General features: G+C 61.3%; 10 protein-coding genes. 3 read left to right on the top strand and 7 right to left on the bottom strand.

The genetic code is table 11. The annotated features are described in order from the left end of the window. The coding region (locus U9R81_RS18980; protein WP_322496978.1) for an FHA domain-containing protein at positions 1-889 on the top strand (889 nt) is incomplete at its 5' end. Here the strand turns inward: U9R81_RS18980 and U9R81_RS18975 are convergent. The 3 genes from U9R81_RS18975 to U9R81_RS18965 form a co-directional block, all read right to left on the bottom strand. Beyond that, on the bottom strand, positions 886-1,275 hold the full coding sequence (locus tag U9R81_RS18975) for a hypothetical protein (RefSeq protein WP_322496977.1): 390 nt from the start codon (positions 1,273-1,275) through the stop codon (positions 886-888). The genes U9R81_RS18980 and U9R81_RS18975 overlap by 4 nt on opposite strands. Before the next feature lie 227 nt (positions 1,276-1,502). Continuing rightward, a complete protein-coding gene (locus U9R81_RS18970) occupies positions 1,503-2,933 on the bottom strand; it encodes a VWA domain-containing protein (RefSeq protein ID WP_322496976.1) in 1,431 nt (476 codons plus the stop codon). A gap of 11 nt (positions 2,934-2,944) precedes the next feature. After that, positions 2,945-3,925 carry a MoxR family ATPase gene (locus tag U9R81_RS18965; protein ID WP_322496975.1) on the bottom strand — a complete coding sequence of 327 codons (981 nt, stop codon included), beginning with the start codon at positions 3,923-3,925 and terminating at the stop codon, positions 2,945-2,947. Between the two features lie 219 nt (positions 3,926-4,144). Here U9R81_RS18965 and U9R81_RS18960 point away from each other — a divergent pair, with 219 nt between their 5' ends. Next, positions 4,145-4,798 (top strand): HAD family hydrolase, encoded by a 654-nt coding sequence (locus U9R81_RS18960; protein WP_322496974.1) that lies wholly within the window; start codon positions 4,145-4,147, stop codon positions 4,796-4,798. On the opposite strand, the gene U9R81_RS18955 is transcribed toward U9R81_RS18960, so the two are convergent. The 4 genes from U9R81_RS18955 to recO all read right to left on the bottom strand — a co-directional run bounded on the left by U9R81_RS18955 (position 4,795) and on the right by recO (position 10,337). Then, positions 4,795-7,590 carry a C1 family peptidase gene (locus tag U9R81_RS18955; protein WP_322496973.1) on the bottom strand — a complete coding sequence of 932 codons (2,796 nt, stop codon included), beginning with the start codon at positions 7,588-7,590 and terminating at the stop codon, positions 4,795-4,797. The genes U9R81_RS18960 and U9R81_RS18955 overlap by 4 nt on opposite strands. A gap of 218 nt (positions 7,591-7,808) precedes the next feature. Continuing rightward, positions 7,809-8,627 (bottom strand): purine-nucleoside phosphorylase, encoded by an 819-nt coding sequence (locus U9R81_RS18950; RefSeq protein WP_322496972.1) that lies wholly within the window; start codon positions 8,625-8,627, stop codon positions 7,809-7,811. A 219-nt stretch (positions 8,628-8,846) separates the two neighbouring features. After that, positions 8,847-9,536, bottom strand: coding sequence for a PH domain-containing protein (locus U9R81_RS18945; RefSeq protein ID WP_322496971.1), 690 nt, complete (start codon positions 9,534-9,536; stop codon positions 8,847-8,849). A gap of 45 nt (positions 9,537-9,581) precedes the next feature. After that, on the bottom strand, positions 9,582-10,337 hold the full coding sequence (gene recO, locus U9R81_RS18940) for a DNA repair protein RecO (RefSeq protein WP_322496970.1): 756 nt from the start codon (positions 10,335-10,337) through the stop codon (positions 9,582-9,584). A 293-nt stretch (positions 10,338-10,630) separates the two neighbouring features. Here recO and U9R81_RS18935 point away from each other — a divergent pair. Beyond that, positions 10,631-11,395 (top strand): AAA family ATPase (locus U9R81_RS18935; RefSeq protein ID WP_322496969.1); only part of this gene is annotated, 765 nt, incomplete at its 3' end.

The raw sequence follows: 11,395 nt of genomic DNA, 5'->3' as shown, positions 1-11,395 counted from the left end.
TGGACTCCGGGCTCCTGACGCTGTGGTGCGGTCCCTCCCGCCCGCGCCGCCCGCTGCGCCAGCCACCCCGGCGGTTGCCCCTATCGATCTGGTCGCTGAGCGCGCCCGGTTGGAGGCGTTACTGGCTGCACACCGGGATACAGTCGCCCAGTACGAGCAGATGGCGACCCGCTACTCCGCCGGCAGCGTACCAGCCTTCATTACCGCCGGTCTTGATGCCGCGCGGGCCGAATTGGCCAAGACTGAAGCGGAATTGGCTGCGCTCCCTGCCGGCCCTGATCCAGCCGAAGTTGCCCGGCTAGAGGCGTTGTTAGCGGCGCACCGCGATACCATTGCCCAATACGAGCAGATGGTTGCCCGCTACCCTGCCGGTAGCGTGCCAGCGTTCATCACCGCTGGTCTCGATGCGGCGCGGGCCGAACTGGCCAAGACTGAAGCGGAATTAGCCGCCCTGATCGGCAGCCCGCCGGCGCCGGCAGCAGCTCCGGCAGCGCCTGCTGAGCCGGTAGCCGCCCATCCGGCAGCGCCGACTCCAATTGCCACCCCCATCCCAACCCCGCCGCCGGCGGCAGCCCGGTTGGAACTGGCCGATGGCAGTGAGATTATTCTTGAGCCGAGCAAACACGAGTACGTGATTGGCCGCGAAGACCCGGTGAGCAACATTTTTCCCGAAATTGACTTGACGCCCTACGGCGGCGAGTCAGGTGGCGTGAGTCGCCAGCACGCTAAAATCGTGCATACCGGCAATCAGTGGAGCATCGTTGATCTCAACAGCACCAACCACACGCGAGTTAACGGCACGCGGATCGAACCGCAAACTCCAACCCCGATTAGCGATGGCACAAAATTGCAATTCGGGCGATTGGTAGCGACTTTCCGGATCGGTTAACGATGGGGCGCGGCGGCGGCGCACACCGCGCACACCGGCGGATCGCCGGTTGCCGCCACCCACACCTTGCAGACCGGACAGCGGAAACTCAATACGCGCGGCGTTGGCGTGGGCAGAATCGGCGGCTGCCGCCACGCTGCGCGCAGCCCGGCATAATCAGGCGCACCGAGCAAGGTCGCCTGCTCGACTCGATCGCCGGCAAACTGCAACTCAAGGATCATCCCCGGCGTCAGCAGGTGGCGCGCAATCACATTGGTGAACGCCGCATCGTCGATTGTCACCGTCTGTTCAGGGCCGCCGTCCGGCCACTGCTGCGCCGCCAGCGTCACCGTCTCGCCGGCAAAAAAGCCGCCGACGTTCAACACTTCCCGTATCACAACCCGCATTGCGTATCATTCCTTGTTATGGAGCGTGCGGCAGCCGAACTGCCGCACGTTATGCCCCCGTAACGAACAAGAGGGTACTTGGCAATGATACAGCGAACCAGCGCACTGCTCAACTTCGCGCCGGCGTTCAACGATCTTATGTAGAGTTTAGCCGCCGAACTGCCGCACTCCATCGTAGCGTTTAACCTGCACCACGCAAGCGAGTTTGGCAATCGGCGCATTTCCCGCTACGGATGCAGGAACAAGCGATCGATCGCCGTCGCCAATTGGCGCAACGTCGTCACCTCGTGCATGGCATCGCACATCGGCGCATACTTGTAGATATCGCTACTGAGCGAACCGGGATCGTAGACCCCCCACTTTGCCCGCTCTTCCGTCGCAAACCAGACGATGCGGCGAGCGCGGCGACGAATCTGCTCGAAGGCCGGCAGATTGGGATCGTTCTCGTTGTTGCGGCCATCGCCGAGCACGATCACCGTGGTGCGCCGGTCAACCAGATGCAACTGATCGCGGCAAAACTCACCTAGAGCATTGCCTAAATCGGTGCTGTAGCTGCGGGTAGGCCGGATCTCGGCCAGCACCTGCGCGATGGCCTGCTCAGGGCGCGATTCGGCGAAATAGTGCGACATGTCGTAGAGCCGGTCAATGAAGGCGAACGATCGGGTGCGGCTGACCTGATCGTGCAGCGCATAGATCATTAGCAACATGCACGACATCGCCTGCTGCGTACTGACGCTGCGGTCGCACAAGATGACCAGCTTCGGCTTGAGATGGCGCTTGCGGTGGCGTACGAGCATCGGCACGCCGCCAAAACGCTGGTTGGTGCGGATAGTTGCCTTGGCGTCGAGGGTGCCAGTCTTGCCGCGGCGCTGGCGCAACGCTAGCCGGGTGCGCAGGCGCGCGGCTAATTTACGCACCAGTGTGCGCGTCTCCGGCAACAGGCTCGCATCGATCCGCTCGAGCGGCATATCGAGTAGCTCGCGCTCGTTGGGCCGGCCTTGGCCTTGGCGCGGCCCCTGCCCCTGCGCCTGTTCTTGCATCTGCTGAGCCACTTGCTGGCCGATCTGATGCTCAAGCGCCTCGAGATTCGCGCGCGCCGCCTGCTCAATCGCGCGCAGCGCCTCTTCGCGCATGCCTTGCTCGCGCAGTTGCTCAAGCAATTGGCGCAGCATCTGCTGCAACCGGTTCATCTGCAATTCGCGCATCGCCTGTCGCGCCATCCAATCGCGGTAGCGCGGGTTGGTGAGGTGCGGCGGCGAGACGTTCGCCAGCATGGCGCGGATTTGCTGATTGCTGAGCGGCTGGCCGCTGATCATGCTCTGAAAGAGCTGGCCCAGCGGGCTTGGCGGGAATTGGGCGAGCAGTTGCTGCAACTGGCGCAAGAGTTGCTGCTGCTCTTCGGGCGAGAGCTGCCCGCCGCCGGGTTGCTGCATTGCCGGCGGCGCGTCTTTGCCGAAGTAGAACGGAAAGAGATCGTTAAAGATCGCCTGATCCTGCCGCTCTTTAATCAACGCCGCCTGCAACGCCAGCCGGAAGATATTGCGATCGCTAATGCCGGCCTGCTCAATCGCCCGTAACGCATCAGCCGACTCGGCCACACTGATGCGCACGCCAGCCGCACGCAACCCGGCAATAAACTCGGTAATCCGTCGATCCATGACTTGCTCCGCTAGTTATTGCTCCAGTCGCCGCCGCGATAACCACCGCGCGGACGGTCAGGCCGGTCGGGCCGATCTGGCCGATCTGGCCGGTCACCCTGCTGCAACAGCCGGCGCGCCCGCTGCAAATCGCTCTCGTACTTAAGCAGCACGTTCAGCGTAGTATCAAGCGTCGCCTTATCAAGCTGGCGAGCGTTCAACTCCACCAATGCCCGCGCCCAATCGAGCGTCTCGGAGACGCTAGGATGCTTCTTGAGATCGAGCGCGCGCAGGCGTTGCACTAGCGCTACGGCTTCACGGGCCAGCTTGGGCGCAAGGCCGGGCACCTTCAGCTGCACCACCCGCAGCTCAGCTTCGAGGTCGGGGTAATCAATGTGAATGTAGAGGCAACGGCGCTTGAGCGCCTCGCTCAGCTCACGGGTATTGTTCGAGGTGAGGATGACGGTTGGGATGTGCTTAGCCTTCAGCGTGCCCAATTCCGGCACCGAAACTTGAAAATCGCTCAGCACTTCCAGCAAGAACGCTTCAAACTCAGCGTCAGCCCGATCGATCTCATCGATCAGCAGCACCACCGGCTTATCGCTCGTGATCGCGCGCAACAACGGGCGCGGCAGCAAGAAACGCTCAGAAAAGAAGACATCCTCTTGGGCAGCGAGCCGGTCAGCGGCTTCGCGCAAGCTCTGCGCATCGCCGAGCATCTCTGACAACTTCTCGCGCAGCAGTTGGGTATAGAGCAACTGCTTCGCGTACTCCCACTCGTACAGCGCCTTAGTCTCATCAAGACCTTCGTAACACTGGAGACGGATCAGCTCGCGGCCCTGCGCCGCGGCCCACGCTTTGGCCAGCTCGGTCTTGCCGACGCCGGCGGGGCCTTCGGCCAACAACGGCTTGCCTAGCCGTTCAGCAAGGAAGATGGCAGTGCTGATCTCATCAGAGGCGATATAGTTTTGTCGCCCCAACATTTCACGCACATCGGCCATTGAATTAAACATGCCGGGGGCCTTTCTGTGATGAGTAAAGACGCGAAGGTCACAATCACTGATATAGCTAGCGCAACGAGAGAGGCGTTCCGTGCCGTATGCTTGCCTTGCACTGCCCCGCTCGCCCGCAGCACGCTCTCCCTTTACGATGATGACCAAACGCCGGATACATTCATTATAACACCGTTTCTCGGCGCAAACCGGCCATCGCTCTTGCGGTATACTAGCTGCATGAGCAGACAACGACCATTTCGCGCCATCTTATTCGACCTTGACGGCACGTTGACCGACCCCTTCACCGGCATTGCCTGCAGCGTCAACTATGCGCTGGCGCAGATTGGCCACCCGCCGCTGCCCGATGACGAACTGCGCGGCTGGATCGGGCCGCCGCTGCACGCCTCATTCGAGCAACTGCTCGGCGATCCGGCGCTGGCCGATCAGGCGGTTGCCCATTACCGGCAACGCTACTGGGAGATCGGGATGTTCGAGAACACGGTCTTTCCCGGCATTCCCGACCTCTTGCGCGACCTGCACGCGGCTGGGGTGCGGCTGTTCGTCGCCACCTCGAAAATTCGCCCGCCGACCGAGCGGATCTTAGCCCACTTCGGGTTGAAAGCCTACTTCGAGGCCATCGCCGCCGTTGACCCCGACGACCGCAACGGCAACAAGGCAATGGTCATCGCCACCCTGCTGCCCCGGCTCGGCGCCGACCGGGCATGGGCCGTGATGGTTGGCGACACCATCTACGACATCGCCGGCGCGCGAGCGCACCGGATGCCGTGCATCGCCGTCACCTACGGCTACGGTGACTACCGCGACCTCTATCTGGCCGCGCCGCTGGCGCTAGCCCGTTCGGTGGCGGAATTGCGGGAGTTGGTGAGTTAAAGCGCCAACCTTGCCGCCGGGTCGCCGAGCAGCATGTAGTTGCGAGCGTCGTTGCGCGCCATCCAGAGCGTAGACAACTCGCGCGGTTCGGGTTGCTTGCCGAATTTGATGCTCTCTAACTCTTCGGCCAGTGTCATCGAACGGGCAGCCTGAATGACGTTGAATTGATCGGTCGCGCTACCGAGCCGCTTACCTGCTACTAACCGCCCGATCACATCTTCAAAGCTCTGGGTTTGGCCGCGCGTGCCATCCATGCTAAAACCGTAGGTCCAAGCCCGTTCGACGTGACCGACCACGCCGAGCGCGCCGCGCAGCAGCATCTGCTGCGGTAGTTGGGCAACGAAGGCGAAGGGTGCGATCAGCGGGCGGCCTTTGTTGGGATCGAAGATAAATTCGTCTTGCTGCGGGCAACCGGCGCCGTAACAGGCAAACAACAGCGCCACCATCCCTTCGAGCGAGAGGGTGCTGGGCAGGTCTTCGGCGGCAAACCAGTGCTCGCGCTTGATCCCGCCGAAGCCAGTCCAGTCTTGCATCACTAGCGCGCCTTGGTAGGGGATCAGTTCGCGGTCGTTGGCCGGCAGGCCAAGGCCGTGGGTGGCGCTGAAGAGGATGGCTGGCGGCTGGTTGCCCTCGCACAGCGCCTGCTCGAAGTTGCTGCGGGCAGCATCTTTAGCCAGCAACAGCCGTTTGCTGTACCCCTGCCGCTGCGGCAGACCGCGATCGTGCCACGCAGCCAGCGGCGTCACCAGCTCGACTGCGCTGCGCTCGGTCGATTTATCGAGGTCATGGCGAGTGCCGAAATAGACAATTTCACGGCGTAAGCGTATCTCGTTCGCCTTGCGCCGCTCGTAGTCAACCAGCCGTTGAGCATAGGCCGTGTAATCGGCATAGCGGTGCTGGCCGCGTTCATCGGTAAAGCAAACTCTTCCCACCCCCCAGAAGATATCGAGTTCGTACTGGAAGTTGAAGCTGATAAAGGCTTGATCGTTCGGCGCCAGCGGGCCGGGCCGGGCCGCGATCAACAGGTAGAACGGCACGCCTTGGCTCGGTTTGACCGGGCCGGCCATCGTGCCGTGGCGAGCCAGCCAACCATTAACCCGCTCGTTGGGACGGCACACCAGCACCGGCACGCGCTGCTCCCACGGCTGGCGGATGTCGGTGTAGCGACTGGCCCACTCGGCGCAGGTTTCGCCGGGACGGAAGGCAATTGATGGCAGCGCGATGCCCTGCTGCAGGGCGCGATGCTCGATCAGCGGCCATAGCGCCTCGATAATCCGCGCGTCATCGGTGGCGCTAACCACTAATGCCCAGCGCGCTTGGGCCAAATCCTCTTGATCGACATCGGCAACCACGCCGAAGTGTTTCTCTTCGGCCTCGGTGCGAGTCTTATGCAAAGTCTGCAACTCTTTCGGATCTTCGCTGCGCTGAGCGAGATCGCTGGCGGTTTTGGCGTCAATCCGCAATAACGGCTCGCCGCGCCGGCCATCAATCCCGTTGGGGTAGAGTTCGTCGGCGCTCTGTTCATTGGCAATCAAGATGAGCGGGCCGCTATAGCCGACGACGATCGGCGGCGGAGTTGGTTCCGGTGCTGCCGGCGCTGCGCCAACCGGCGCCAATGGTTGCGGCTGGACGGCGGCTAATGCGCCGATTCGCTCGATCAGCGCGTCGAGGCGAGCGCGAAGTTCCTGCGCTTCGGCGAGGATAGCAGCTAAGGTATCGCTTGGCGCAGTGCCTAATGCCGGCTTAGTCATGGCTGGTTGTTCAACGATAACGCCAGTAGCGACAAGCGCTGCCAACCCTTCGTCAAAGATCAACTGATACGGCACATAACAATAGCCGGCGCCGTCTGGGTTTTCGTTCGCCCAATCGCTGCCCCACGAATTGCGCACGATGAAATAGCCGCCGCCGGGTGCGGAAGGGTCGTCGCGGTAGCCGAGGGCGCACATCGCATGCCCACCCAACCGCTGCTCGCCGGGCAAGGCGCGGCGCACCCGCCCGATGCGGCGAATTTGGCCGCTGCTCGTCCAATGCTCGCCGATCATCAATCCGATCAGCACCGGTTTGCCAGCGGCCAGCGCCGCCTTGATCTGGTTGACATCGCGGGCCGGCAACTGCTCGACGCCGGTGATCCGGCGCTGCTTGGCCTCGCGGAAGGCAACCTCGTTGGGCCGTTCGTGGCCGGGATTGGTATGATCAACCGGTTCAGGCCGGTACGGCCACGTCTCTTCACGGCACACCCCCAACTCGGCGACTGCGCGCAGCGCCACCAGCGGGTTGGTGCCGACATCACCGGGGATACGGTCACGATCCTTGCTGATCCAATAGATAAACTGCTCGGAGAGATCAGTGGGATCGTTGCTCAGCGTCTGCACCATAGCGGCGATGGTAAACGCGACGCAGGTATTGCGTGGCCCTTGGCTGACCGGCGGCGGCAGGGTCGCCAATGGCGGCACTTCTCCCGGCAGACCAACCGGCGGGCTGAAGGCAGCGGCATCAACCTCAGGCAGATCATCGAAGATCGCGCCGGTGCCGACCGGTTCCATCGCCACATCAACGCTGAACGAGCTGGCATCAGGCACGACATCGAGCGCCGCCATCACCATGGCCCGCACCTCGTCTTCACTGCGGCCCAACGCCTGCGCTAGCGCCGCGAGGCCGCTGCCCAAGCCGGTATTGCTCGACCGCGCCGTCGCCACCAACTCTTCGACACTGGTAATCCAATAGGTGGCCAACGCGGCGCGGGTCGCTTCATCGATCGCGGCCACTTCGGTCAGCGGAGTCAAGGTACGCATAGCAACCTCCATGGAACGCGAAAGACGTTAACGCAAAGACGCGAAGAACGCTAAGACCGCAAAGGGTTTGAACGCAAAGACGCAGAGAACGCCAAGATCGCAAAGGGTTTTAGAGGATGGTATAAGCGCGCTTGTGTGCAACATATAAACCCTTTGCGCACTTAGCGTCTTTGCGTTTATCCTCCTCTGCGCCTCTGCCCCTTTGCGCCTTCCCCCATTCACATACGCGCCAAGATGCCGCGCAACAACGCCGCAAACCGCGGCTTGGCCGCCTCACCGGCTTCGATCACCTCAACGTGATTGGCCGGCGGGCCGTCCGGCAAGGCAAGGTTGGTAATCAGCGAAAAGCCAAGCACCCGCATCCCGCCGTGAATGGCGACGATAATCTCTGGCGCAGTAGACATCCCCACCGCGTCAGCGCCCAACATCCGCACCATCCGAATTTCAGCGGCGCTCTCGAAGTGCGGGCCGCTCAGCATGCAATAAACCCCTTCGCGCAGCGTCATATTGAGATCGACGGCAACGGCGCGGGCCAGCGGCACCAGTTCATTATCGAACGCCCCCACCATCGCTGGAAATCGCGGCCCTAGCCGCTCGTCATTCGGCCCACGCAGCGGATGGTGGCCGGCCATTCCCGGCAAAAAGATTTGGTCGCTAATCCGCATAATATCGCCGACCTGCCAATCGGGGCGCAAGCCGCCAGCGGCATTGGTGACGATCAACGTATCGCAACCGAGCGCGCGCAACACCTGCACCGGGAAGGTCACCTCTTGCATGCTGTAACCTTCGTAGAAGTGAAAGCGTCCGCGCATCACCGCCACCGGCTGCCCGGCCAACATGCCAACCGCCAGCTCGCCGCGATGGCCCACCACCTTCGGCTCGTGGAAACCGGGAATGTCGCGGTAGGGAATAACAACTGCATCATCCATTTCATCGGCCAGCGCACTCAGGCCGGAGCCAAGGATCAAGCCAACCCGCGGGATGTGGCGCAGGCGCGGCGCGATCGCGGCGCGAGCCTGTTCGATATCGTTGTACATGCAGCACCTGTTTGGTTGTTCAGTGTATTAAGAATTATAACGGTTTCTTGCGCTGATTGCCATTGCGCACCGCCGCTCTCCTCCTGTCATTGCGAGCCGCCACAGGCGGCGAAGCAATCTCCTGCTCACGCGGGATAAGCCCCCTCAGTGGTTACTTTCACCGCAGCGGGAGATTGCGTCGGGGGCTGCGCCCCCTCGCAATGACAGCTTGGCAACCGCCTAAATCCGGCTCAACAAGTCGCGCTTCTTGGCCTCAAACTCTTCGGGGGAAAGAATGCCGCGATCGCGGAGGCGGGCCAGTTCTTCCAGTGTGCGCTGGATATCGATCGCGCCACCAGCTTGACGGCCGGGAGCGTAACCATCGGTATCAAGATAGCCATAGCCGCGATCGAGGTTATGCTTAGCTTCGAGCAGAGTCCGCTTGAATTCAACCGGCGCTTCAATGCGATCCATCACATTGGCGCCTTCGCTGCCTGATGCGGTCAAGATTTCGATTGTGCCAAAATTGAAGATACGCCCCAAAATGCTCTGGCGTAGCTCGATGTCATTGATCTTTTCGAGCGATGAATCGATCACGCGCTTATTAAAGACACCACGCACTTGCAAGACCCGCCGGTCAGTAATGATGATCTGCTCGGAATTCCAGCGCAGAAAGTCGATGAATCCGCTTATCAGCACAATAATACTGATAACGATGCAGATTAGCAGAATCAGATTACTGATACTAATCCCACCGATCATTGCCGTTGGGTTATTGCGAAACGCCATATTTGAGGCGACCCCAGCCGCAACCAAGACGGCAATTAAGGTGAGTTCGGCCAAAATGTTCACAATCAACACATAAATGTGCTGGCGGGCAATGTATAGGATCTGTTCTCCCCGCCCGAGCAGGCTTTCGACATAGTTCATGGCCCGCCCTCCTCTGTTGTTGGCAACGTTGTCGTCATACCATCACTAGCGAGACGCAAGCAAACGATCGAGAAAATCGGCAGATTTGAGATCACGTTCAAGCAGATGGCGCAAACTGGCGCGCAGCAACTCGGCTGCTTCCCGGCGCGTCGCCGCCGAGATACGCAATTCTTCGCTGGCGACAACCGGTTGGGCCTGAAGGTAACGCAAGAGGCGAAAGGTTGCTTCGCTCATCGACAAGGCAGCCGGGTCAGCCGCTCGATCAAGCGGGCAGAGCACGCCACCAAAGGCCGGACTATAGCGATCAGCTTCAGGAGTCAATAGTTCGTCACACACAACGCACCGATGGAGTTGCGGGCGATACCCCAGCAAGTGTAGTAAATGCAGCTCAAAACTGCGCAGAGCAAGCTCAGGCAGAGGACTACGATCGAGCGATCCGAGCGTCTCAACTAACAATTGGAACAGCGGCGGATTCTCCTCAGCCTCGGTGGTGAGGCGATCGTACAATTCGGCGACGTAATAGCCGCACCCCAGCCGCGTCAAATCGGTGCGCAGCACCGGAAAGGCATTCACAATCTGGCTCTGAGTGACAATATCAAGATTACGCCCGACGGCAAGCATCATCTGCGCGTGGGTGAAGAGTTCGATATGGCCTGCGAGCCGGCTTTTCATCTTGCGCGCGCCTTTGGCGATGACCCATCGCTTTCCGGTTGGCGTGGCAATGAGTAGCAGTCGATCAGCTTCGGCCACCTCGCTGCGGCGAAGGATCACCACTTCGCTGCGATAGACTCGCTCTCGCATGGATCTGGTCGCCATTGCGCGCCGTCGGGCTGGGCCGGCGATGCGCCTTGCGCGGGAATTGGTTGATTGCCCGCTGGATAATTATGCTCGCTTGGTCGTTGATCAGTTCATGACCATTGCAATGCACTTGCAAGCTGTATTATAGCCGCTCATCAGAGGCCGATCAAGCAGGTTTTCGCTTTACCACTGCGCCGGTCTAGGGTACAATGGTGAGCTGGTGCGCTTGGCAGTCGCATCGCGAGTGAGGAAACAGGGAACGCTCTCCTGCGTTCCTGTCGTTACGATGAGACCAGATGTATCTCAAACGGCTCGAAATCCAAGGCTTCAAAACCTTCGCCTCTCGCACAGTCTTCGAGTTTCAGCCGGGGATTACCGCTGTAGTTGGCCCCAACGGCAGCGGTAAATCGAACTTGGCCGACGCGGTGCGTTGGGTGCTTGGCGAGCAGAGTATGGCGGCGTTGCGCTGCAAGCAGGCTAGCGAACTGCTGTTTGCCGGTGGTGGCCGCCGCCCGCCCGCCGGTCTGGCCGAAGTCGCGCTGACGATTGACAATGCCGATCGCTTGCTGCCGCTCGATTTTGATGAGGTAACGATTACTCGCCGCGTCACTCGCACCGGCGAGAATGAGTATTTCATCAACCGCGCCCGCGTCCGTCTGCGCGATCTGTTGGCTGCCATCGAGCCGCTCGGCGGTTCGTATACGATTATCAATCAGGGGTTGGTTGACGCTGCCCTGACCCTGCGCCCCGCCGAGCGCCGCCGCCTGTTTGAAGATGCGGCGGAAATTGGCGGCTATGAGCTGCGCAAGGCCGAGGCTCTCCGCCGCTTGCGCGAGAGCGAGACCAATTTGCAGCGCGTGGCCGATTTGCTGGCCGAGCTAGAGCCGCGCTTGCGCGTGTTGCGCCGGCAGGCCGGCCAAGCTCGCCAGTACCGCGAGTGGCAAGCCGAGTTGCAGACGCTGTTGGCTCATTGGCACCATGCCCAGTGGCGCGAGGCCCAAGCCCACGCCCAACAGGCCCAAGCGCAGGCGCAACAGGCCGATGATGAGCTGGCTCGCCGG

The organism is Chloroflexus sp. (assembly GCF_034435895.1).
In the GTDB taxonomy this organism is placed as follows: domain Bacteria; phylum Chloroflexota; class Chloroflexia; order Chloroflexales; family Chloroflexaceae; genus Chloroflexus.
This window is presented reverse-complemented; position numbering and strand designations above follow the sequence as displayed.

Excerpts from the sequence above, each read along its gene's own strand:
- U9R81_RS18970 (WP_322496976.1), bottom strand. The coding sequence starts at position 2,933 with ATGGATCGACGGATTACCGAGTTTATTGCCGGGTTGCGTGCGGCTGGC.
- U9R81_RS18950 (WP_322496972.1), bottom strand. The coding sequence starts at position 8,627 with ATGTACAACGATATCGAACAGGCTCGCGCCGCGATCGCGCCGCGCCTG.
- recO (WP_322496970.1), bottom strand. The coding sequence starts at position 10,337 with ATGCGAGAGCGAGTCTATCGCAGCGAAGTGGTGATCCTTCGCCGCAGC.
- U9R81_RS18965 (WP_322496975.1), bottom strand. The coding sequence starts at position 3,925 with ATGTTTAATTCAATGGCCGATGTGCGTGAAATGTTGGGGCGACAAAAC.
- U9R81_RS18945 (WP_322496971.1), bottom strand. The coding sequence starts at position 9,536 with ATGAACTATGTCGAAAGCCTGCTCGGGCGGGGAGAACAGATCCTATAC.
- U9R81_RS18975 (WP_322496977.1), bottom strand. The coding sequence starts at position 1,275 with ATGCGGGTTGTGATACGGGAAGTGTTGAACGTCGGCGGCTTTTTTGCC.
- U9R81_RS18955 (WP_322496973.1), bottom strand. The coding sequence starts at position 7,590 with ATGCGTACCTTGACTCCGCTGACCGAAGTGGCCGCGATCGATGAAGCG.
- U9R81_RS18960 (WP_322496974.1), top strand. The coding sequence starts at position 4,145 with ATGAGCAGACAACGACCATTTCGCGCCATCTTATTCGACCTTGACGGC.